At 70.7% G+C, this 22,970-nt stretch carries 19 protein-coding genes; 12 read left to right on the top strand and 7 right to left on the bottom strand.

The window, feature by feature from the left end:
• Positions 1 to 228 precede the first annotated feature (228 nt).
• Entirely contained in the window at positions 229 to 444 is a 216-nt protein-coding gene (locus ACFCY7_RS07960; RefSeq protein WP_376482337.1) for a hypothetical protein, read from the top strand.
• A 62-nt stretch (positions 445 to 506) separates the two neighbouring features.
• On the opposite strand, the gene ACFCY7_RS07955 is transcribed toward ACFCY7_RS07960, so the two are convergent.
• Positions 507 to 1,319 carry a universal stress protein gene (locus tag ACFCY7_RS07955; protein WP_376482335.1) on the bottom strand — a complete coding sequence of 271 codons (813 nt, stop codon included), beginning with the start codon at positions 1,317 to 1,319 and terminating at the stop codon, positions 507 to 509.
• Positions 1,320 to 1,496: 177 nt separating this feature from the next.
• Positions 1,497 to 2,870 carry an FAD-dependent oxidoreductase gene (locus ACFCY7_RS07950; RefSeq protein ID WP_376482333.1) on the bottom strand — a complete coding sequence of 458 codons (1,374 nt, stop codon included), beginning with the start codon at positions 2,868 to 2,870 and terminating at the stop codon, positions 1,497 to 1,499.
• A 179-nt stretch (positions 2,871 to 3,049) separates the two neighbouring features.
• Between ACFCY7_RS07950 and ACFCY7_RS07945 the strand changes: the two genes are divergently transcribed.
• Positions 3,050 to 3,472: an SSI family serine proteinase inhibitor gene (locus ACFCY7_RS07945; RefSeq protein WP_376482331.1), complete on the top strand. Its 423-nt coding sequence runs from the start codon at positions 3,050 to 3,052 to the stop codon at positions 3,470 to 3,472.
• A 243-nt stretch (positions 3,473 to 3,715) separates the two neighbouring features.
• On the opposite strand, the gene ACFCY7_RS07940 is transcribed toward ACFCY7_RS07945, so the two are convergent.
• Complete coding sequence (locus ACFCY7_RS07940; protein ID WP_376482330.1) at positions 3,716 to 4,264, bottom strand: hypothetical protein; 549 nt, start codon at positions 4,262 to 4,264, stop codon at positions 3,716 to 3,718.
• Positions 4,265 to 4,584: 320 nt separating this feature from the next.
• Here ACFCY7_RS07940 and ACFCY7_RS07935 point away from each other — a divergent pair, with 320 nt between their 5' ends.
• The 5 genes from ACFCY7_RS07935 (at position 4,585) to ACFCY7_RS07915 (ending at position 8,933) form a co-directional block, all read left to right on the top strand.
• A complete protein-coding gene (locus ACFCY7_RS07935; protein ID WP_376482328.1) occupies positions 4,585 to 6,402 on the top strand; it encodes a glycoside hydrolase family 15 protein in 1,818 nt (605 codons plus the stop codon).
• Between the two features lie 174 nt (positions 6,403 to 6,576).
• The gene (locus ACFCY7_RS07930; protein WP_376482326.1) at positions 6,577 to 6,978 is read left to right on the top strand and encodes a VOC family protein; all 402 of its coding nucleotides are present in this window, start codon (positions 6,577 to 6,579) and stop codon (positions 6,976 to 6,978) included.
• 156 nt (positions 6,979 to 7,134) lie between these two features.
• Positions 7,135 to 7,554 carry a cytidine deaminase gene (locus tag ACFCY7_RS07925; RefSeq protein WP_376482325.1) on the top strand — a complete coding sequence of 140 codons (420 nt, stop codon included), beginning with the start codon at positions 7,135 to 7,137 and terminating at the stop codon, positions 7,552 to 7,554.
• Between the two features lie 118 nt (positions 7,555 to 7,672).
• Positions 7,673 to 8,104, top strand: a complete 432-nt coding sequence (locus ACFCY7_RS07920; protein ID WP_376482323.1) for a VOC family protein — start codon at positions 7,673 to 7,675, stop codon at positions 8,102 to 8,104.
• Between the two features lie 127 nt (positions 8,105 to 8,231).
• Entirely contained in the window at positions 8,232 to 8,933 is a 702-nt protein-coding gene (locus ACFCY7_RS07915; RefSeq protein WP_376482376.1) for a 2-phosphosulfolactate phosphatase, read from the top strand.
• Between the two features lie 122 nt (positions 8,934 to 9,055).
• On the opposite strand, the gene ACFCY7_RS07910 is transcribed toward ACFCY7_RS07915, so the two are convergent.
• Entirely contained in the window at positions 9,056 to 9,754 is a 699-nt protein-coding gene (locus tag ACFCY7_RS07910; RefSeq protein ID WP_376482321.1) for a VOC family protein, read from the bottom strand.
• A gap of 41 nt (positions 9,755 to 9,795) precedes the next feature.
• Entirely contained in the window at positions 9,796 to 11,202 is a 1,407-nt protein-coding gene (locus ACFCY7_RS07905; RefSeq protein ID WP_376482320.1) for an MFS transporter, read from the bottom strand.
• A 290-nt stretch (positions 11,203 to 11,492) separates the two neighbouring features.
• Between ACFCY7_RS07905 and ACFCY7_RS07900 the strand changes: the two genes are divergently transcribed.
• The 5 genes from ACFCY7_RS07900 to ACFCY7_RS07880 all read left to right on the top strand — a co-directional run bounded on the left by ACFCY7_RS07900 (position 11,493) and on the right by ACFCY7_RS07880 (position 15,423).
• Complete coding sequence (locus tag ACFCY7_RS07900) at positions 11,493 to 11,807, top strand: rhodanese-like domain-containing protein (protein ID WP_376482318.1); 315 nt, start codon at positions 11,493 to 11,495, stop codon at positions 11,805 to 11,807.
• Positions 11,808 to 11,940: 133 nt separating this feature from the next.
• Complete coding sequence (locus tag ACFCY7_RS07895; protein ID WP_376482317.1) at positions 11,941 to 13,329, top strand: rhodanese-like domain-containing protein; 1,389 nt, start codon at positions 11,941 to 11,943, stop codon at positions 13,327 to 13,329.
• A 260-nt stretch (positions 13,330 to 13,589) separates the two neighbouring features.
• The gene (locus tag ACFCY7_RS07890; protein ID WP_376482316.1) at positions 13,590 to 14,171 is read left to right on the top strand and encodes a rhodanese-like domain-containing protein; all 582 of its coding nucleotides are present in this window, start codon (positions 13,590 to 13,592) and stop codon (positions 14,169 to 14,171) included.
• On the top strand, positions 14,168 to 15,091 hold the full coding sequence (locus ACFCY7_RS07885) for a sulfite exporter TauE/SafE family protein (RefSeq protein WP_376482314.1): 924 nt from the start codon (positions 14,168 to 14,170) through the stop codon (positions 15,089 to 15,091). The genes ACFCY7_RS07890 and ACFCY7_RS07885 overlap by 4 nt, the downstream gene beginning before the upstream one ends.
• An 89-nt stretch (positions 15,092 to 15,180) precedes the next feature.
• Complete coding sequence (locus ACFCY7_RS07880; RefSeq protein WP_376482374.1) at positions 15,181 to 15,423, top strand: metal-sensitive transcriptional regulator; 243 nt, start codon at positions 15,181 to 15,183, stop codon at positions 15,421 to 15,423.
• Between the two features lie 72 nt (positions 15,424 to 15,495).
• On the opposite strand, the gene ACFCY7_RS07875 is transcribed toward ACFCY7_RS07880, so the two are convergent.
• Positions 15,496 to 19,425: a hypothetical protein gene (locus tag ACFCY7_RS07875; RefSeq protein WP_376482312.1), complete on the bottom strand. Its 3,930-nt coding sequence runs from the start codon at positions 19,423 to 19,425 to the stop codon at positions 15,496 to 15,498.
• A gap of 68 nt (positions 19,426 to 19,493) precedes the next feature.
• The gene (locus ACFCY7_RS07870; RefSeq protein ID WP_376482310.1) at positions 19,494 to 22,754 is read right to left on the bottom strand and encodes a hypothetical protein; all 3,261 of its coding nucleotides are present in this window, start codon (positions 22,752 to 22,754) and stop codon (positions 19,494 to 19,496) included.
• Positions 22,755 to 22,970: the final 216 nt, after the last annotated feature.

The following is a 22,970-nucleotide window of genomic DNA, read 5'->3' as shown; positions in this document are numbered from 1 at the left end:
GCACGCCGACGGGGCCGCCCCCAGGACCCCAGTGGGGACAATCGGGCCCCGGCCACGACGGCGACGGCGACGGAGACGGAGACGGAGACGGAGACGGAGACGGGGACGGGGACGGGGACCGCGACGGATTCCCCGCCCCCGGCACGTACGACGTCTCCGGCGGCCGGCAAGACGACCGGCAACACGAAGGCGGCCGCTCAGGAGATCCCCGGCGACGGCACCTTCCTCGTGGGGCAGGAGGTCCGGCCCGGGACCTACCGCAGCGCCGGGCCCGCCGACCCGACCCTGCCGAACTGCTACCGGGCCCGTCTCAAGGGCACCTCAGGCGACATCGACGAGATCATCGCCAACGGGTCCGGCAAGGGCCAGGCCACCGTCACCATCCGCGGCACCGACGAGGCGTTCCAGACGTCCGGCTGCCAGACCTGGAAGCGCATCGGCTGACCTCCTGCGGTCGGTCACGCCGTCCCGCCGACCATCAGTCCCTCGCATCCCTCCCGCGGCGCTCAGGTCTGCCTGCGCACCGTGATGACAGGGCAGTGCGCGTGCGTCATCACCGCCTGGCTGACCGAGCCCAGGAGCAGTCCGGCGAGGCCGCTGCGGCCCCGGGCGCCGACGACCAGGAGCTGGGCCGCCTCGCTCGCTTCGAGCAGAACCTCACGCTCGGTGCCGCCGACCAGATCGCGTCGGACGGTGACGTCCGGATGGGTGTCGGCGCGGCCGGCGATCACCTGGGCCAGCATGCGTTCCGCGGACTCGGGGGTCGCGCCGGCCGGGGCCTTGTCCGGCTGCCATGCGTGGACGGCCACGAGTTCGGCCCGGCGCAGCGCGGCTTCGGCGAAGGCGACGCTGACGGCCTCGTCGCTGTCCCGGGAGCCGTCGACCCCGAGGACGACGGGGCCGGTGTCGGCGGAGTCCCGATGTGCTTCGCGGACGGTCATCACGGGGCAGTGGCTGCGGGCGGCCAAGGACACGGGTGTGGACCCGAGGAGGAGGCCGGCGATGCCCCCCATGCCCCGGGAACCCACGACGATCAGGTCGGCGTCCTGTGACTCGACCTCCAGGACGTGCACCACGTCGCCCGTGACCACGGTCGTGGTGACGGCGACGCCGGGCGCCACGGCGAGGGCATGGGCGGCCGCTTCGTGGACGAGGGTCCGGGAAGCCGGGTCCGGCACCACGTGCCTGGGCTTGATCGGCACTTCGGCGTGCACCACGCGGAGTGCCGCGCCGCGCCGGACCGCCGCCGCGGCGGCTTCCTCGACGGCGGCGAGACCCATTGCCGAGCCGTCCACCCCGACCACGACCAGATTGCCCATAGCTGGCTGCTCCCGTTCAAGCGGTGGGTTCTCAGCCTCGCCCCATCGGCATGCCGCTGCAATTCTTGCGCGCCCCCGTACGGCACGAGGGCCGCCGCCCGGCCCGCCCGAGGAGGAGTTCCGGAATGGCGCGGGCACCGGGCACCGTCCGGCGAGGGCTTGGTGCCGGGCCGGTGGTCAGCCGGGAATGAGCGCGTCCCACTGGTCACGCGTCGGGCCGTCGTGCTGCGGCGTGAATTCCGGGCGGGCCGCCAGCCACGCGGTGAGGTGCCGGTCGACTTCCTCGGTGCCGTAGGCCTCGTCGGAGCGTTCCAGGAGATGACGCACCCGTGCGCGGGCGCGCATGACGACGGGATCGTCGAAGGCGCAGGCGGCCAGCGCGGCGGCCCGTCGATCGGAGGGCGGCGAGCCCTCGGCGAGACGCTGTTCGTCGGCTCGGTCGGCCTTGATCTGCGCGTCGAACCACGGGCGCAGCGTCTGCGTGGTCCATGCGTGGTACTGCGTGGGGTCCGCGGCTATCTCGTCGACGTGGCCGGCGAGGTGCTGGGCGGCGAGCAGACCGAGAGCCGCGCCGTGACCGAAGGTGGGGTTGGTGTGGATCAGGCTGTCGCCGGCGTTGACCAGGCCGGTGACGACGGGCCCCTCGGCGTCGGCGAGTGCGGTCCAGCGGTTGTCCAGGCCCGCCATCGCCAGGACGGGCGACTGCGGTTCGGGGTCCAGGTCCAGCCAGGCGGCGGTCGCGGGGAAGCGGCGGGCCACCGCCTCGAACACGTCCGGATCGGCGAGGGCGCCGCGCGAGGGGTCCTCCGTCGACAGCACCAGACTCACCGCGAAGGTGTCGTTGTCGGACGGGAACACCCCGGCGAACGCGTACGGCGCGGCCGATCCGGTCTTCACCCGTCCCGGATTGCGCGGCCCGTCGGCGCGCAGCCGGTACCACCGGCAGAGATACGCGATCCCGGCCCGGTGGCTCTCCACCACGGGCGGACGACAGCCCGCCGCGACCAGCCACTCCGGCACCGGCGACCGCCGACCGGACGCGTCGACGACCAGGTCCGCCTGGTCGGCCTCCGCCCCCGCCCTCACGCCGGTCACCCGCGGAGGAACACCCTCCCCGAACACCAGCCCGTCCACCCGGCACCCACGCCGCACCTCGACACCGGACTCCCCGGCCACCGCCGCCGTCAAAGCGGCCTCCAGCACCAGGCGCCTGGTGCGCAACGTCACCAGATCCTCATCGCCGTCCCGACGCGGCGGATGCTCCCCGAACCAGTCGAACTCGTGGTACTCCCGAGCCCCACGCGCCAACACGTCCTCGTAGACATCGGGAGCCTCCGCCCTCAACACGGTACGCACCGGCGCCAGCAGCGAATGCGGCTGCACAGCCTGCGGAACCCGCGGCCTCCGCCAGTGGAAGAAGTCCCGCTGCAGGTCCTCCCCCGCCTGCCGCCCGTCCTGCTCGAACAACGTGACCCGATGTCCCCGCCGCCCCAGCATCAGCGCCGCCCCCAGCCCGCTGATGCCCCCGCCGACCACCGCAACCCGCGCCATCTGGCTCCCCTTCGCGTCGTGTTGCGAAATGAGCCTACCGCCTGAAGATCTTCGGCCCGACACCGGTATCCGTCGCAGAACAGCGGTTCAGCAGGGCTCCGACCGACGTCGGTACGGTTCCCGGACAAGCCACTTATGGCGCAAGTGACCTCCCCGAGGGCGTTCCCGTTGAACCGCCCATGAACAAGATCGCCCTCGCCCTCGGAGCCGTACTCCTCGCCGCTCTCCCCACCGGCACCGCCTTCCCGACCCCGGCCCCAGCCCCCCAGCCGGTCCCCGAAGCACACCTCCAACTCACGGCCACCCGCACCGTGCACGGCATCGAAAGCACCCGCTTCGCCTGGCTCGACTGCCCCGCTCCCCACCTCACCCCCAAGCACCCGAGCCACCCGCACCACACATCCGCCTGCACCGACCTCGCCGTCGCACACGGCGACCTCGACCACCTCCCCGGGCACACCACCGCCATCTGCTCGAACGACGCCGCCCAGATCACCGTCACCGCGAACGGCGTGTACGACGACCGCGCCGTCCACTGGCAGCACACCTACGACGACGACTGCCACCTCACCCTCGCGACGGGGCAGGTCTTCGACTTCTGACGGTCGGTGCCCGGGGTGCCCATCCCGTTGCGGGCGTTCGTCCGGGGCAGCAGGATCGATCCGACGCAGGAGGGCGCATGGCGGCCTCTTGCCGGCCACTGACCACGCTCGGGAGCGGGCCGCGGCTCCAGGCGCCGACGCTCGGGCGCGTGCGCTGCCCCGCTCCGCGTTGCCCGCCGTGCGCTACCCCGCCTCCTGTTCCCCACAGTCCTGTGCCCCACCACCGACTGCCCTTCCGCCCGTCTATCCCCCGTACTCCCACGCCTCCTCGACGGCGGGGCCCTTGGCCTGGATCTTCAGGAGGCGGGAGGCGACGGCGCCTTCGTTGCGGCCGAACTGCTGTGCCAGCTCGGCCAGGGACACGCCTTGGGCGCAGTGCTCGGCGAGCAGATCGTCGTCGTCTGGTTCCCAGGGCTTGTACGCGTTGGGATGCAGGCGCCGCTTCTCGTCCACGGTGTACGCCTTGGCTTCCTCCGGTTCGGCCGGTGGGCGGGAAGCGGGGACGGCGTCGCCGGGGTGGGGCGCGAGGTGGAGGCCGGCGGAGGCCGCATGGGAAGGGCGGCCGGCGGCGACCGGGGCGGAGGCAAGGAGGCGGCTGATCTCGTCGGGATCGGACGCGTCCACCTCTCCGGCGAGCTCGCCGAGGATCACCCCGTCGGGTGTGCAGATGACGACGTCGATCGCCGCGCGACCGTCGGACAGGAGGTCGACGTGCAGGTTGTAGCGGCGGTGCGCGTTGCCGATTTCGAGCCGCACGGTTGACGTGCTCTGCGCGTCCTGCATGTCCTGCACGTCACGCACTTGCTGCGCGGGCGGAGGAGGCGTGGATGCAGGGCGGCGGTGGGCCGGAGAGAGTAATGCGTGGACCTGCCAGGTCGCCGGAATCCGGGCGGGGGTCGGCCTGGGGTTTCCGCTCATGCCCTCGGTGGTCGCCGCGCGGGGGCGGGGCCTTCGTCCCGTCCGTGGCGCAGCTCAAGGCAGCTCGGCGCAGCTCGAAGCAGCTCGGACCAGCTAGGACCAGCTCGGACTAGCTCGGGTGGCTTGGAAGCGCGTCCCGTCGCAGGGTGGTGTGGAGGACTGCCTGCTGCCCCGAGCCCGCGAGGACGACGCCGATGCATCGCTACCCGCCGATCGCCGACCACGGTCTCGTCGGAGACCTGCAGACGTGTGCGCTGGTGTCGGCCGAGGGGGTGGTGGATTGGTTCTGCTCGCCGCGTTTCGACTCGCCGAGCGTGTTCGGGCGCCTGCTGGACCACGAGCGTGGCGGCCACTTCGCGATCACGGTGGAGGCTCCGGGGACGACGGTGCGGCAGCTGTATCTGGCGGACAGCGCGGTGTTGCTCACGCGTTTCCTGACGCCGGACGGTGTCGGTGAAGTGGCGGACTTCATGCCGCTCGCGGCGGACCCGAACGTGCCGACCGACCGGCACACCCTGGTGCGGGTACTGCGCGTGGTGCGCGGCACGGTCCGGTTCGCGGTGGAGTGCAGGCCGCGTTTCGACTACGGCCGGGAGGCGCACGAGCTGGTACTCGAAGGGGCCACCGCCCGGTTCACGGGTGCGACGGCCACCGCGCACCTCCAGGTGCTCGGCGCGATCGAGCTGGAGCGGGACGGGGAGGACGTCCGCGCGACGGTGGAGCTGTCCGCCGGGCAGCGTGCCGCCGCGGTCATCACCCTTGACGCGCCCGGCGCGGAGCCGCCCGTACCGGCCGACCCGGTGAGCCTGCAGGCGGCCTTCGACCACGTTCGTTCGTTCTGGCACGAGTGGATCAGCCGCTGCCGGTACCGGGGCCGCTGGCAGCAGCAGGTCAACCGTTCGGCGATCACGCTGAAGCTGCTCACGTACGCCCCGTCCGGCGCGCCGGTGGCAGCCGCGACCATGGGGCTTCCCGAACAGGTCGGCGGCGAACGCAACTGGGACTACCGCTATACGTGGGTCCGGGACGCCTCCCTGTCGGTGCGCGCCATGGTCGACCTGGGCTTCACCGAGGAGGCGGACGCCTTCCGCCGCTGGCTGGGCGCCCGGTTGCAGGCCGGTGGCACGGTCAACGGCGAGCCGCTGCAGATCATGTACCGGGTGGACGGCGATCCGCACCTGCGCGAGGAGGTGCTCGACCACCTGGAGGGCTGGCGCGGCTCTGCCCCCGTCCGAGCCGGCAACGGCGCCGCCGACCAGCTCCAGCTCGACATCTACGGCGAGGCCGTCTACGCCCTAGCCCAGTCCCGCGACCTGGCCCAGCTGGCCGGCTACGACGGCTGGCAGCGCTTCGCCGCCACGGTGGACTGGCTGTGCGGCCACTGGGACCGTCCGGACGAGGGCATCTGGGAGACCCGCGGCGGCCGCCAGGACTTCACGTACAGCCGCCTGATGTGCTGGGTCGCCTTCGACCGCGCCGTACGCATCGCCCGTGAACTCGGCCGCCCCGCCGACCTCTCCCGCTGGACCGCCGCCCGTGACGCCGTACTCCACCAAGTCATGGAGCACGGCTGGTCCACCGACCGCCAGGCCTTCGTCCAGCACTACGGCAGCGACGTCCTCGACGCCTCCCTCCTCCTCATGCCCATCACCGGGTTCGTCGCCCCACGCGACCCCCGCTGGCTCTCCACCCTCGACGCCATGGACGCCGAACTCGTCTCCGACAGCCTCGTCTACCGCTACGACCCCGCCGCCTCCCCCGACGGCCTACGCGGCTCCGAAGGCACCTTCTCCCTCTGCAGCTTCCTCTACGTCGACGCCCTCGCCCGCGCCGGCCGCACCGAACAAGCCCGCTACGCCTTCGACAAAATGCTCACCTACGCCAACCACGTCGGCCTCTTCTCCGAGGAAATCGGCCCGACCGGCGAACAACTGGGCAACTTTCCCCAAGCCTTCACCCACCTCGCCCTGATCACCGCCGCGTTGTCCCTCGACGCGGCACTCGATCGGTGAGACGCCGCTTCGACCCCGTGCGGCGCCACCCGTCCGCCGGAGTCCGCCCCACGCCCCACCCCCGACCCTGCCCCCGCCCCGCCCTGGGAAGCGGATGTGAGCACCCCGGAGAGGCCCGCGCAAAGATCACGATTACCCCGGAACCAGGACCCGAACTGGGCTAGAAAGACAGGCATGGAACTCACTCAGATACGCCTGCTGGTCTCCGACTTCCCCTCCGTCTACCGCTTCTACCGCGACACCCTCGGCCTCAAGCCCCAGTTCGAGGCGGAGACGGGTCCCTACGCCAAGCTCACCCCCGACACCGGCCACGCCGCCATCGCCCTGCAGGCCCGGACCCACCTGGCCGACGTACTGGAGCGCCTGGAAGCAGCCCCTGCGGGACACCGCGCGCTGATCGCCCTCCGCGTCGACGACCTGGACGCCACCCACGCCGAACTCACCTCCCGAGGAGCCGAGTTCCTCCGCGACCCGAGCCCCATGGGCGACCGCATGCGGGTCGCCTACCTGGCGGACCCGGAAGGGAACCTCATCGAGCTCCAGGAGTGGCTCGAGCTGCGCGACCGAGGCCAGTGACACGGTGGGGCGACCTGGGTCCTGATGGCGGGCGCGCCGTGGATCGAGGGTGCCGCCGCGCGACTCGCTCCGGCCCGTCGTGACGGCGATATTCGCTTGCGCACCTTCGCCGCGAAAGGCAACGTCATTCGCCGCCCCCGAAGAAGGTAGAAGCAGATGACCGCGCAGGCCCCGGCCCACCCTGTGGACCACGAACTCGTCGAAGCCGCGGCGCACGTCGCTCGCACGCGATGCCAAGGCGACAACCACACCATGGCGGCAGCGGGTCGCGCCCAGGACGGCCGGATCATCACCGCCGTGAATGCCTACCACTTCACCGGAGGTCCCTGCGCCGAGCTGGTGCTCATCGGCGCGGCAGCGACTCAAGGCGCGTACGAGCTCGACACGATCGTCGCCGTGGGCGACAGGGATCGGGGGGTGGTTCCGCCCTGCGGTCGGTGTCGTCAGGTGTTGCTCGACTACTTCCCGAACCTCAAGGTCATCGTCGGTGGGGGCGATCGCATGCGAGCCGTGCCCATCGCCGACCTGCTGCCCGAGAGCTACGTCTGGGCCGACCACCAGCTCGACACCGAGTGAGTCCCCGTCGCGCCCGCACGGCGCGGCGCGGCGGGCCCGCCCGCGGGGGCGATTCGGCTTCCAACGTGCCTCTTTTAATGGGGAGATGGGCTCGGGAGCTCCCTGCTACCGTGGGCCGATGGCAACGATCAAGGAAGTCCAGGTCACCTTCGACTGCGCTGAACCCGACCGCGTCGCACGCTTCTGGGCCGAGGTGCTGGGGTACGTCGCGTCGTTGCCGGAGGGGTTCTCCACGTGGGAGGAATTCGATCGTTCGCGCCCGCCTGGCCACCGGGTTTCCTCGTCCGCGTGTGCGGATCCCTCGGGCAAGGGCCCGCGGCTGTACTTCCAGCGGGTTCCCGAGGGGAAGGTCGTCAAGAATCGGGTGCATCTCGACGTGCGCGTCGGCACCGGGCTCGTGGGCGCGGAACGCCTTGCCGCCCTTGAGGCGGAGTGCACGCGACTGGTCGCCCTCGGCGCGGTGCGCGAGCGGCTGCTTCCCGCCGATGGCGTCAACGAGTCGTGCATCGTGATGCAGGACGTCGAAGGAAACGAGTTCTGCATCGACTGAGCGGTCGACGGCCGACGGGCCGGCCGGGCGCGTGGGTTACGTCGCCTGCTGCCGTGTTCGGGACGGGCGGTTGTGATGCCTGTCACTGACTCGGGGATTCGGGGCGAGGGTGCGTGATCATGAGCGGATGGACGCTCGTTTCGTTGGTATCGCCGAGTTGGTCGAAGCACCGTCCGTGGCGGTCGTGGTCGATGTGATGCGTGCCTTCACAGTGGCGGGTTGGGCCTTCGCCCAGGGTGCGGAGAAGATCGTTCTTGCGGAGTCGCTGGACGAGGCGCTGGCACTGAAGGCGCGCCATCCGGGTTGGGTGGCGCTCAAGGACGGTCCGCCGGCGCCCGGTTTCGACGCGGTCAACTCGCCGGGCAGGCTGCGGTCCGTCGACCTCGGCGGACGGACGGTCGTGCAGAAGACCACGGCGGGTACGGTCGGCGCCCTCGCGGTCAAGGAGGCGTCGCTGGTGCTGTGTGCCGCCTTCGTCGTCGCGGAGGCGACGGCTCGGGTGCTGCGGGCGCGTGGGTGTGACGGCGTCACGTTCGTGGTGACCGGCGAGGAGGGGCGCGCGGACGAGGACCTGGCGTGCGCTCAGTACATCGCCGAGAGGGCCGTGGGGGCTGACGTGGATGCCTCCGAGTTCCTCCGCCGTGCCGGCGAGTCGCGGGCCGCAGCCGAGTTGACGGAGCGCGTGCGCAAGGGGGTTCACCACGATGACGTCGCGCTCTGCCTGGAACTCGACCGGTTCCCGTTCGCCATGGTGGCGGCGTTGGAGGACTCGCTGATGGTTCTCCGCCCGTACGCGGTTCCCTCGCCGGCCGACGGGACTTCGAACTGACCTGAGTACCGCCCTTCCCGCCAGGCGCTTCGCGCCGTTCACGCTGCTACGGCGGTGGCGTCGCGGGCTTACGCCCACGACGCAGGAAACTCAGAGGACGGACGGGCGGCCGCCTGTGATGCTCACGGACGGGCGGTGGCGGGCTCAGGGGGGCCGGCGACGCCGATGCAGGCTTCGTTGCCCTCGGGGTCGGCGAGGACCCAGTTCGACGGAGCGTCGGCGTCGTTGACGAGGCGGCCGCCGGCTGCGAGGGCGGCGGCGATGCGGGCTTCGGCCTGGTCGTACGGTACCCATACGTCCACGTGGACGCGGTTGCGCTGCGGGCGGGGTGCGTCCATCTGCTGGAAGTAGAAGGGGGCGCCGCGGCGATGCGGGTCGATGAGGTCCTCGGCGCTGTTCGCGCGGTCCTGGTAGCCGAGGAGGGCGCGCCAGAAGGCCACCACGCCGGGAGCGGCGAGGGCGTCGACGGTGACCTGGACGGTCTGTACGGCGGACGGGTCGGCCGTTACGTCCAGGGTGCGGGCAACTGCCGAGATCCGTCGGGCCAGTTCGACGTGCTGCTCGGTCAGACCGTAGTAGTCGGCCGTGACCTTGATCAGTCGGACGGTGACGCCCTCCTGCCGCACGTCGACGTCCGGGTGGTCGTCCCCGAGCGCCGGGATCTCGCCGATCGCCCGCACGAACTCGGCGCTCATGGTGAACGTTCCGGTGCGGAAGTACGCGCACGCGCCTTCGCCCACCACGCGCCAGTCCTCCAGCCCGACGGTCTCGTGGAACTGCTGCGGCCTGATGCGCTCGATCTTGGTTTCTTCGTCGGTCATGTGATGAACGTAGCGTGCCGGTCCGACACTCTGGCCGGCGGCTACGCGGTGCGGTCGTGGCGGTCGTCACTGCCGTCACGGTCATGGCTGCCGTGGCGGTCGTGGCGGTCGTTGAGCCAGCGGGCGGCGAGGAGGCCGGAGGCGGCGGTGAGGAGGGCGGCTGCGATGACGGTGGCGTCGAGGCCGAGGAGGTCGGCCAGGAGGCCGGCGATGAGGGCTCCGGCGGCGTACCCGATGTCGCGCCAGAAGCGGTACGTGCCGAGGGCGTTGGCGCGCCAGGTGGGGTGGGCGTGGTCGGAGACGGAGGCGATGAGGGCCGGGTAGACCATGGCGGTGCCGAGGCCGAGGGCTATGGCGGAGAGGAGGCCGGCGAGGAGCGGGCGGTCGAGGAGGGCGAGGGCGAGGAGGAGGCCGGCGGACTGGACGAGCATGCCGGTGACGATGAGGGGTTTGCGGCCGATGCGGTCGGCGAGGTGGCCGGTGGGGATCTGGCCGAGGCCCCAGAGGATCGGGTAGAGGCCCTTGATGAGGCCGACGGCCGCGATGCCGAGGCCGTGGTCGGTGAAGAGGAGCGGGAAGACGCCCCACGTCAGGCCGTCGTTGAGGTTGTTGACCAGGCCTGCCTGGCTGGCGCCGCGCAGTGAGCGGTCGCGCCAGGAGGTGCGGACGAAGGTGGCCCGGAGTCCGGCGCCCTCGCCCGCGGGGACGGGCTTGGGGTGCTGCGCCAGTTCCAGGGCGACATGCGCGGCGGTGTCGCGGACGACGAGCGCCAGTGCGAGGCCGGCGACGACGAAGACGACGCCGACGAGTTCGGGGATCGGGCGCAGGCCGTGGGCGGTGGCGAGGTAGCCGGTGAGCAGGGCGGTGACGCCGACGGCGGTGTAGCCGGCGGCTTCGTTGAGGCCGGTGGCGAAGCCGCGGCGGGTCGGACCGACCAGGTCGATCTTCATGTTGACGGTCATCGACCAGGTCAGGCCCTGGTTGAGGCCGAGCAGCACGTTGGCCGCGACGATCCAGCCCCACGAGGGCGCGTACGCGAGTACGAACGGGACGGGGACACCGATCAGCCAGCCCGCCACGAGGAGCTGCTTTCGGCGGAAGCGTGCCGTCAGCGTGCCGGCCGCCAGGTTGGTGAGGGCCTTGGTGAGCCCGAAGGCGATGATGAACGAGAAGACCGCCGGCTCACTGGTCAGGCCGAACGTCTCGGTGCCGATCAGCGGCACGGTGGTGCGTTCCAGGCCCACCAGACCGCCCACGGCCATGTTGACCACGACCAGCAGCGAGAACTGAAGCCGGTTCTCGCTGAGCCCCAGTCGTACGGGGCGCACTGAGGCGATGCCCGGCATGGGCCGCTCAGTCGTGGTCGCGGTGGTCGCGGTGGTCGCGGCCGTGGTCGTCCTCCCGGCCGTCGTCACCGTCGTGGGCTCGCTGCTGGTGCTGTGGTTCATGGGCGGGTGTCCCTTCGGGACTGGAACGGCGTGCGGTGTACGGCTGCCGTCGGGGCGTGGTGGCCTACGCCGCACGGACGGGCCAGGCGCGGGTAGACGGGGGCAGCACGAGCCGGCACGCATAGACGCAGGCCAGAATACCCCCACCCGTATTTTTGTCGAGCACGGGGACGTGTCTCACCTAGGTTCACTGAATACCCAGGGGGGTATTTGACTTCTCGCACGGGATGGTCTTACGGTCGAGTACATCAATACCCCGGGGGGTACCCGAGAGAATGAGGGATACCTCGATGCGTGAAGTAGATCTGGAGACCTTCGCCGCCGGCCTGGCCGCCGGCGCGTTCGTCATCGACGTCCGTGAGCCCGACGAGTACGTGGCAGGCCACGTACCGGGGGTCCACAGCGCACCACTGTCCGCGCTCGGGTCGGTCCTGGACGGACTGCCCGCCGACCGGACGGTGTACGTGATCTGCGCGAGCGGCAACCGGAGCCTGTGGGCCGCCGAGCAGCTCGCGACCCGCGGGGTGGACGCGACCTCCGTCGCGGGCGGCACCACGGGCTGGGCCCGCACGGGTCGCCCGCTGGTGAGCGGCGCGGCCGCCTGAGCACCGGGCCGCACACGAGCCCGATCACCTGAGGGGGCCGGCCCGGCCGTACGTACGCCCGGCGCGCGCAGCCACCCCGCACTCAGCCTTGCCCACCCGATCAGGGTGTGCGTTTCTTCGGAAGGGATCCACCGTGTTCTTCAGTCAGTACTACCTCGACTGCCTCTCCCAGGCGTCGTACATGATCGCCGACGAGACGACCGGGCAGGCCGTGGTCGTGGACCCGCGGCGGGATGTCTCGGAGTACCTCGCCGATGCCCGGGCGCGTGGTTTCACGGTCGTCGGGGTGATCAACACGCACTTCCACGCGGACTTCGTCGCGGGCCACCTGGAGATGGCGGACGAGACCGGCGCGTGGATCGGCTACGGCTCGCGGGCCGAGACCGAGTACCCGATCCGCAAGCTCGCGGAGGGTGAGCGGATCGTGCTGGGCGAGGTCGCCCTGGAGGTCATGGAGACGCCCGGGCACACGCCCGAGTCGATCAGTGTGCTGGTGTACGAGCGGGCCGACGACGAGGTCCCGTACGGCGTGCTCACCGGCGACGCTCTGTTCATCGGTGACGTAGGCCGACCCGACCTGCTCGCCTCGGTGGGGGTGACCGCCGAGGAGCTCGGCGCGATGCTCCACGACAGCGTGCAGAACAAGCTGATGGGTCTGCCCGACGCGGTGCGCGTCTTTCCCGCGCACGGCGCGGGATCGGCCTGCGGCAAGAACCTGTCGACGGAGAAGCAGTCCACCATCGGCGAGCAGCGCGCCACGAACTACGCGTGTGCGCCGATGGGCCGCGAGCAGTTCGTCGCGCTCGTCACCGCCGGTCAGTCGGCCGCGCCCGGTTACTTCGCGTACGACGCGGAGCTGAACCGCAAGGACCGCGTCCGTTACGACGCGACGGCCTCGGCCCGGCCGCTGACGCTCGCCGAGTTCGTCGAGCTGCGCGTCGGCGGGGCGGTCGTCGTCGACGCCCGCGACCCGCAGGAGTTCGCCGCCGGGCACCTGCGCGGCGCGGTCAACGTGCCCGCCGACGGCAGGTTCGCCGAGCAGGCCGGCACCGTCCTCGATCCGGCCGACGAGCTGGTCGTCATGGCGCCGCAGAACCGGGAGGAAGAGGTCGTCACCCGGCTCGCCCGAATCGGCTTCGACCGGGTGGTGGGCTACGTCCGCAACCCCGAGGACGCCCTCAGGGTCATGGACGACGAGGTCACCCCCGCCAGCCGCCTCACCGCGGCGCACCTGAAGGCCGCCCTCGCCGGCGACAACCCGCCGCTCGTCGTCGACGTCCGCACCTGCGGCGAGCGCCAGGCCAACGGCTTCATCCCCGAGGCCCTGCACATCCCCCTGAGCGAACTTCCCGCGCGCGCGGGTGAACTCCCCGCCGACCGTCCGCTCGTCCTGCACTGCGCCGGCGGCCACCGCTCCTCCATCGCGGCCAGCCTTCTTCGCCACCGCGGCGTCGAGGACGTCTCCGACATCCTCGGGGGTTACGCCGCCTGGGCCCTCGACGTGGAGTCCACCGTCGTCTGACGGCTCCCGAGCCCGAACCGATCCGAGCCCCGTCGGGCGCGGGGCGAGGCCCCCGGATCGCGCACGCCGTCGGCGGTATACGCGGACGTCACCCCCGCACCACCCCGACCGGCCCCGCACCACCCCGACGGGCCCGCACCACCCCGACCGGGCCCGCCCGGCCCGTCCCGCACCCCACCGCCCCACGTGTCCCCCACCCATCACTGGGTCTCGACACCCCCACACATACCCCCCTGGGTATCATTCCATCGGAGTCACGCATGAGCGCCAAGCGCACCGCCCCGTCCATCACCACCGCCGTACTGCGCAAACTCACCGAGGAAGGGCGCGCGCCGCGCCTGCTCGACGTGCGCACTCCCGCCGAGTTCCGCACCTCGCACATCCCCGGCGCCTACAACGTGCCGCTGCACACGCTGCGCGAGCACCGGGCGGAGCTGCGGTCCCACCTCGACGAGGAGATCGTGCTCGTCTGCCGTTCGGGAGCGCGGGCGTCGCAGGCCGAGCAGGCGCTCGCCGAGGTCGGGCTGCCGAACCTTCGCATCCTCGACGGCGGCATGAACGCCTGGGAGGCGGCCGACGCGCCCCTGAAGCGGGGCCCCGAGCGCTGGGACATGGAGCGGCAGGTTCGCCTGGTGGCGGGGTCGATCGTGCTGACGACCGGACTCGTCGGCATCCTGGTGCCGGGTGCCCACCTCATCGGTACGGCGGTCGGCGCGGGGCTGACGTACGCGGCGCTCAGCAACTCCTGCATGATGGGCGTCCTGCTGTCCAAGCTGCCGTACAACCGGGGCCCGCGCACCGACATCAGCGCGGTGATCGCGGAGCTGCGGAGCGCGGCATGACCGCCCTCATCGTCGCGGCCTCGCTGCTGATCGGCGTCAGCCTCGGCATCCTCGGCGGCGGCGGGTCGATCCTGACGGTTCCCATCCTGGTCTACCTGGCCGGACAGGAGACGAAGGAGGCCATCGCCACCTCGCTGTTCGTGGTCGGCGTCACCAGCATCGCCGCGCTGATCCCGCACGCCCGCGCCCACCGGGTCCGCTGGCGGACCGGTCTGCTCTTCGGCGCGTTCAGCATGGCGGGCGCCTACGGCGGCGGACGCCTCGCCGAGTACGTACCCGGCACGGTGCTGCTCGTCGCGTTCGCCCTGATGATGCTCGCCACCGCCGCGGCCATGCTCCGCAAGCCCCGGCCCGGCCGCGAGCGCACCCGACCCGCGCACAAGGACCTCCCGCTGAAGCACATCGCCGTCGAGGGTCTCGCCGTCGGCGCCGTGACCGGGCTCGTCGGGTCGGGCGGCGGATTCCTCGTCGTACCGGCGCTGGCGATCCTCGGCGGGCTGCCGATGGGCATCGCGGTCGGCACGTCACTCCTGGTCATCGCCATGAAGTCCTTCGCCGGACTCGCCGGCCACCTGTCCGGCGTCTCGATCGACTGGGGCGTGGCACTGACCGTGACCGCGGCGGCGGTGATCGGCAGCCTGATCGGCGGCCGGCTCGCGGGGCGGATCCCTCAGGACGCGCTGCGCAAGGCCTTCGGCTGGTTCGTCGTCGTCATGGGCGTCTTCGTTCTCGCCCAACAGCTCGACACCACCGTCTGGACCCACCCGGCCACCTGGTCGGCACTCGGGGCCGCGGCGACGGTCACGGTCGCCGTCCGCCTGCTCCGGCATGCGCGCCGGGCGCGGGCGGGCGCGGGGCACCTCTCCGGGAAGCACCCGCTGCCCGACGGCGGGTCCCGGCACAGCACCGCATCCAAATAGATCACATTCGCACCATTTATACCCCTAGGGGTATCATCGGGAGGGGGTGAAGGAGAAGGAGGAGATCCGTGCAGGTCGAAGAAGAAGCGATGAAGCCGGTCCTGAACCGCCTCCGGCGGGCCCAAGGGCAGCTGGCCGCGGTGATCGCGATGGTCGAGTCAGGTCGGGACTGCAAGGACGTCGTCACCCAGCTCGCCGCCGTCTCCAAAGCCCTGGACCGGGCCGGCTTCAAGATCGTGGCCAGCGGCATGCGCCAGTGCCTCGCCGACACCCCCGACGCCCCGCCCATGACACAGGACGAGCTGGAGAAGCTCTTCATGGCCCTCGCCTGACCGGCCCCTCCCCCGGATCGGGTGCCCCCGGGACTCCGACGTCTCCCGCTTCCGGCGTCCGCCCGTACGCAGCTACTTCTTGCCGACTCCCAGGTTGACGAGCATGTTGAGGAGGCCGCCGCCGCCGTAGCTGACGAGGTCGGCGATGCACGGCACGACCTTCACCCAGGGGTCGCACTTCTCCTGGACGAATTGGGTGCCGAACGGTGCGGCGATGTTGGAGAACGGGGTGATGATCGAACTGACGAGGGACATGATGTCGTTGGCGTCCCACTTGCTGCCGTCTTTTTCCTCGATGCTGCACACGACGCCGACGCCCAGGGACGCGAGGCCCAGGCAGACGGAGATCAGCGACAGCGCGAAGGCCGTGTCCTGCTGCTGTTGGGTGGGCCGCGTACTGGACGTCATGAACGTGTTCATCTCCTGCCACTTGGCCAGTTCCCAGAAGACCATCGTGGCGTCGGCGATGGCGGCCCCCACGCCCCAGTCGATCAACGGCCAGGTGGTGATGTCGTCCAGGGGGAAGCTCATGCCGTACGAGATCGCGTTGGCGACCACCCCGACGCCGTAGATTCCCTTGCCCACCTCATCCCAGTACAGCTTGTCGGCGGCGGTCCCCTTCATCTCCCACGGTGACGCGGTCGCGTCCTGGGCGAAGAAGGCGATGCCCGCGACGAATTCGCTGATCATGCCGATGGTGCAGTAGACCGCCCAGCCTGCGGGGTTGATCTCGGGGCCGGGGACACCGGGACGGGGTTTGTCGCTGAAGTCGGGGGGCCAGGTGATGCTGGTGGCCCCGCCGTTGACGATGGTGGCGACGATGTTGGCGGGGACGGCAGCCAGCAGGGTGAGGGCCGTTTCGAGGCTGACGGGACTGTCGTCGCCGGTGCCGGCGATCAGGTTGAACAGGTCCCAGACCAGTTGGATCGGGACGGCCAGCAGCCCGCCCATGTCCTCCTGCAGTACGTCCAGGAGTGTGTCCAGGGCGTCCTGGATCACCTCGAGGAAGGCGACGACGATCGCGTCGAGCAGCGCGAGGAGGGAGTCGAGGCCGTCCTCGACGATCTTCAGCAGCAGTGCCTGGATGTCGATGTCCGACCAGGAGGCCGGCGCGGAGGGGTCGATCTCGCCGAGGATCCATTCGGCGAGCTTGTCCAGGTCGTTGCCGAAGGCGATCACGTACGTCGAGATGGGCGGCTGGGCCAGCGAGCGGCAGAAGTCCCACAACGGGTCGTCATCGTCGTCTGCGGCGGCGGGCTCCGATCCGACCCGTCGGACGAAGTCCTCGATGAGCGCGCTGAACGTGCCGCCCGCGCCGGGCGGGGCCGCCGCCGTGGGCCTCGGCGGGATCCGGGGGCCGGAATCGCTGCTCGCAGGTGGCGGGGAGGCGGCGGCGAAGGTCTGGGAGGTGAGGTAGTGGACGTGGGGGCTGCTGGTCAGGTCGGCGGTGGAGACGGGCGCGCCACCGGAGTCGGTCTGCTGGATGGGGCTGGCGTGCTGGGCCTGGGTGCCGGGGTTCTGCCAGTTCGGCGTACTGGCGACGCTCGCGTTCGGGCCGATCCCGTGGGCGGCGGAGGTGATCCGGCTGTTGAGGTCGTCGATCAGTCCGCGGAAGAGCTTCGAGTCCGGGCCGATCTGGGTGATGGCATTGCCGACGGCCTGCCGGCCTGCCTTGATCGTCTTCTCCAGGCCGTCGGCGAGCGCCTTCTGGGTGGCGAGGATGTCGGCAGCGTCGAAGACGGCCTTGAGGAAGTCGATGACGTCCTCGATGAAGGCCTCGATGGCGGAGAGGACGGCCATGACGGCGTTGCAGGCGTCTTCGATGCCTTCGATGATGTAGTCGCCGAGCTGGATGAACTTGTCCTTGACGAGGATGCCGAAGGAGACGATGCCCGCTTCGAGGTCGGCGACGAAGTGGTCGACCTTGGCGACGCCCTTCTTGATGGCCTCCCAGACGTCGGTGAAGAAGTCCTTGATGTCGCTGATGAAGCCGCCCGGGAGGTACTGGCGGTGGTGGGCGAGCTCCGCATGGAGTTCCTCGCGGGTGGCGAACTCCTGGTACGAGGGGCGGCCGGGGACGCGACCGTTGCAGTTGATGATGAAGCCGGCGCAGGAGCGGGGGCCGGGGGTGCCGCCGGCCTTCTCGACGCCCACGGCCATGGTGTTGTTGACCGCGGTGACGGCGTCCTGGGGGCTCATGGTGGGAGTGGAGCCGGAGCAGCCGGGGAACAGGTCGGCCCGGCCGGTGACGTTGGTGTTGAAGGTCCCGTACTGCGGGCCGAGGTAGTTGAGGGTGCCGTTGGCGTTGACGCCGGCGTTCCGCATGCCGGTCGGGCCGCCGGCGAGGTAGGCCTGAACGGGTCCGCCGGGGTTGATCTCGAGCGCGCCCTGCAGGCCGGAGGGCGCATCGGTGACGGCGGCCGGGTCGGTGAGGACCACCGTGGGTGGGGAGAAGTCGGAGGCCTCGATGATGAGGGTGACGGTGCCGGCGGCGTCGGTGGTGACGGTGGCGTCCTGGCCGGCCTCCGGGCCGACGATCCGGAGGGTGCCGTCGGCGAGGACGATGCCGGTGGGCAGGGGCGCGGTCAGCTTCAACGGGTAGTACGCGACGGGCACGTTCTGGGCGTCGACGAAGGTGATCTGCGTGCGGTAGTTGGTGGTCTCGTAGGAGAGATTCCGGTTCAGGGCGGGCGTGTGGCAGAGCCACCCGGAGCTGCCGGTGCCGGCGTTGGTGTTGAGCTGGTGCAGCCGGAGCTCACCGAGGGCGTTGGCGGTGAACAGGGTGGGCGGGTCCAGGGGGTAGTACGACGGGTACAGCGCGGACACACCCTCGCTCTGGGTGTCGCTGTCGCCGGTGGCGATCGGGATGCCGGCCGCCCACTGGGCGGTGGAGACGCGCGCGTTGCCGCTGTTCTGGTAGAAGCCCGTCTGGTTGAGGACGGTCAGGTTCTCGTCCTCGTCGGCGAAGTACACCGTCGTCAGGGGTCGGCCGCCGACCATGGTGGTGACGGACGCCGCAAGCTCGATGTCGCCCGGCGTGTTCACCGGCAGGACCAGGCTCCCGTACTCGTAGTCGTACAGGAACGGGATGCCGTTGGCGTCGACGTAGAGGGGCCGGAACCCGTAGTCGGCGCCCTCCCACACCATCCCGCAGGCGTACGAAGGCGGGGTGATGGGGGGCATCGACAGGGAGGGGGGATACCAGCCGGCCCCGCCGCCGTCCCAGTACGCGTAGAACATCCCGTCCCGGGGGGCGACGAGTACGTAGTCGGAGGCGTTGAGCGGAAGCATGACGGCTCCAGGGCCCACCGTGTCACCGGAGGACAGCAGCGTCACGTTCGTCTGCCATGCGCTGCCGTCCCAGCTCAGGAGGCAGTGGGCCGGGTTGTCGCCGAAGCGGCAGACCATGGACACCAGCGCGACCGGGTCCGGCCCGCTGACCTGCAGTCCGTCAGGCAGGTAGTAGCTGACGCCCAGGCCGGCGAAGAACACCGCCTGCTCCCCCCAGGTCGTCAGGTAGGTGAACTCGCCCCCGAAGGTGAGGTCGTCGTTCTGCCAGCCGTGCCACCAGTGGTAGAAGCCGTTGTCGTCCAGGACACAGACGAAGTGCGGAGTCTCGCCCTGCATGAACGCGACCACCGCGAACGGGGTGCCGGTGGCATCGTCGGGAGGAGTGAGCGGGGTGAGGGTCCAGCCGTGCGCGGAGGTGGGGTCCTGTGCCAGGTACTGCAGTTGGACGGTGCCGTCGGACTTGCCGTCGGACTTGCCGTCGGACTTGCCGTCGCCGGTCGTGTCGGTGATGACGAAGGCCTCGGCGGCCCCCGCGAAGTAGGGGTTGTTGGGGTTGCAGAACGCCGCGGCCTGCGGTTGCGACATGGTCTGCTGGGGGTTGTTCGCCGGCAGGCTGACGATGATGTTGTCGGTGTTGACCCAGTCCTGACACAGGACGCTGTGGGCGGTGGCGGTGAACGTACCGGTCGGCTGGTAGGCGGCAGTGCTCATGTCCTGTCTCTCATTTCCCTTGGCTCGCATGGCCGTTCAGGTACTGACGAGGTGCCCCGGGCCGGGGCTCAGGAGTGCGACCAGATCGGTGTGCCGCTGGAGCCGACGATGGACACGGCGCCGTCGGTGAGGTGGAGAACGGCTCCTGAGGCAGGGGTTTCCGACGTCCAGAAGACCGTGCCGTTCGCGCTGTAGACCACGAGGTTGCCGTCGCTCTGGAACACGCCGAAGGCGGGTCCCTCGGGTGCGGAGGGGGAAGACCAGCCCGGCCCGAACCAGTTCCAGAGCTGGAAGCGGTTCTCCTCGAACGTGAATCGCCGGCCCTGCTGCTCGGTGACCATCTTCGATCCGTTCGAGAAGTACGTGCCGCCCGGAACGGTCGAGGGCATCGGGGCGCTGGTCCACAGCCGGTTGGCGTCGGCGTCGGCGATCACGGCGGCGCCGCCTGCGAGGGCCAGGGTGGCTCCGCAGGCGTTGACGGAGTTGCCGTTGGTGCCGGTGACCCAGAGTTGGGCGCCGTTCGCGTCCAGGAGGGTCAGGTTGCCGGTCGAGTCGAAGCGGACGCTGCCGACCTGGGCGAGCTGTCCGACACCGGTGGACCACAGCGCGGCGCCGCCGACACGGCTGAGGTACAGGTCCCCCGCGTCGAAGGCGAGGGCGTACCCGCCGAGGGACATGACCGCCCCCACGGGAAGGTCGGTACCGGCCGGGCACGTGCCGGGGAGGGACTGGAAGACCACGGCGTCGTCGTCGAGGATCTGCAGGCCGTCGGCGACGAGTTGCATACGGGTGCCGGGGCGGCCCCAGCTGGTGGAGGCCCAGATGGCGGTGCCCGCGCTGTTGTACAGCTCCAGGGCGCCGTCGCCGGTGAACGCACCGCTCACGGCGGTGTTCGTGATGCCCGTCTCCCACCCGACGGGCCCGCCGTAGCCGGTGGTGACGACGAGGTTCCCGTCGTCCCCGAAGGCGAGGACGTTCCCGTCGCCGAACATGACGGTGCCGGGGCTGAAGACGGTGCCGGCCGGGCAAGGGCTGGGAACGGACCGGAAGACCACGGCGCCGTAGGCGTCCAGGATCTGCAGGCCGTCGGAGGTGAGTTCCAACCAGGCACCCGCGCTGCCCCCGTAGTCGGCGGATGACCAGATCACGGTGCTGGAGGTGTCGTAGACCTCGAGGTTGCCCTCGGCCGAGAACGCGGCACTCGCGCCGGTGCCCGCGGTGTCGGTGCTCCAGACCGCGGTGCCGTCCGGGAGGAACAGGGTGAGGTCGCCGCCGGCCTGGAAGGCCAGGGCGAATCCGCCCGCGGACATGACCGCACCGACCGGCAAGGGGGTACCGGCGGGGGAGGGGCTGGACAGGGACCGGAAGACCACGGTGTCATCGGCGTCGAGGATCTGCAGGCCTGTCGGGGCGAGCTGGATCCGGGTGCCCGCGGTGCCACCGAAACGGTGGGAGGACCAGATCGTGGATCTGTCGGACCCGTAGATCTCGAGACTGCCGCCCTCGGTACCGTTGCTCTGGGTGAACATGGCGTTCACCCCGGCCCCCGCGGTGCCGCTGTCCCATACCTGGTCACCGTCGTACGTGCACAGGGTGAGGTTGCCGTCCTCCTGCAGGGCCAGGACGAACCCGTTGCAGGACATGACGGAGACGTACGAGTTCTCGGCTCCCGCCAGCTCGGTGAGCGCAGGGCTGGGGCTGGGGATGGCCTGGTAGACGGGTTGCTGGCCCTGGAAGTCCAGCAGTTGAAGCCAGTTGTCGCTGTCGTCGAACGCCATCGTGTGGCCCGCGGGCTTGCCGTAGGTGTCGGAGGTCCAGACGGGGTTGCCGGCACCGTCGTACACCTCCAGGTGGCCGTCGGAGGTGAACGCGGCGTCAACCCCCCGGCCGGTGGTGCCGGTCTCCCACACCGCTGCGGAGTCCATGCCGTCGCTGACCGTGAGATTGCCACTGGGCTGCATGAACAGGTACCAGCCCGCCGACGACTGGAGGCCGGTCCCGGACGGAATCGCCGTGCCCGTGGACAGCGTCCCCTCCACCGTCCCGGTCTGGATCTGCGTCCCGCCCCACTGCCCTGTCCACGCCGACACGGTCGTGTCGAACGTGCCTTTCTGACCGTTGGGCTCGTACAGCCACAGGGTGTTGTCGGTGTCGACCGCGAAGACGCACGTGGCGTCGAACATCACCGTGTCGGGGGCGACGGTGAGCAGGTCGGTGCCCGAGCCCGCGGCGTGGAGCCGGGAGGGCAGGCCGAACATGGGCACCTGACCGTCGAAGCACTGCCCGACCTGGGGCAGCGCGTACACGCTGTTGTCACCGGTGACCAGGTACAGCGTGGTGTAGGCGCCCGACACGACGTTGCCGACCACCGCCGACTGGCAGTCGAGGTCCGGCACCGGTACCACGTACGGGGGCCAGGTCTGCGAGGCCGGCCAGTTCATCAGGTTCCCGGCGTTGTCCAGGTACAGGCAGTTGATCACGAGGTTCTCGGAATCCGCGAAGAACACCCCGCCGATGATCCCGGTGTCCCGCTTCATGCCTCCGCTGAGCGGCGGTTCTCCGACGAAGTTCGCCGAATTCGGGACGCGGCCGGGCTCCGACAGCCCGACGAACTGCCCGAGACCGGGAGTGCCGGTGCGGTTGCAGAACAAGTTCCAGGAGATGTCCTCGAAGTCGTCGGACTGGCCGAAGGGCACCAACGCGACGCCGTTGTAGGCCAGCCCGGCCCCGAACGGCTCTTCCTTCCCAGGTCCCGTGTTGTACTCGTCCAGGTAGGTGTTGACCGTCCACTGCGTACCGTTCCAGTGCATGACGACCAGCTCGCTGCTGCCGTTGGTGCCGTAGACCACCGAGTGCCCACCCCCGGTGGTCATCGTCTCCTCCCCGGGGCCGCCGGCGACCGTGACCGGTGTGTAGGCGACCCGGAGGTTGGCGGTGATCGGCGCACTCGGGTTGCCGTTCTGGCCGTCGAAGAGCACCGGCGTGTCCAGCTGCCCGCTCTCGTCCAGCCGGCACGAGGCCAGGTACCCGGACGGATCGGTCCAGAACAGGTAGATCCCGCCGGGCAGTTGCCACAGGTTCAGCACCGCGACGATGCCCCCGGAGCCCCCGCCCCCCAGCTGCCACCCGTCCGACGGCGCGCCGGGGGGATCCTCCACCGACCAGTACCGACCCGCATGGGAGCTCAGGTACTTCACCACCCCCGTTCCGTCCACGAAGAACGCCTCGCAGAACCCGGTGCCCACCGGCGCGTTCCCGTCGTACGGGAAGGGGTTGCGGAACGGCGCGACCGGCGACGCGGCGCTGCCCACCTGAACGGGTGCAATCATGCTGAAGCTCCTGCCGAAAGGCCCGGCTCACGACCCTGCGGCATGCCCTCCCCTCAGTGGGCGAGCGGGAGCGGCTGTCGGGTCCGTCACTGTCCAGGATCGCTTCGGATGCTCTCCCCGAACAGTCGGGTGTGGGCTGGGTGGCCCAGCCGATGCCCCAGACGGGCATACACCTCCGATCCGCGCCCTCCAGAACCCCGCCGACTACGGGCCGGC

Source organism: Streptomyces sp. NPDC056361 (genome assembly GCF_042262805.1).
Classification (GTDB): Bacteria; Actinomycetota; Actinomycetes; order Streptomycetales; family Streptomycetaceae; genus Streptomyces.
The sequence above is the reverse complement of the archived record's forward strand: the minus strand, read 5'-3'. Positions and strand labels throughout refer to the sequence as shown.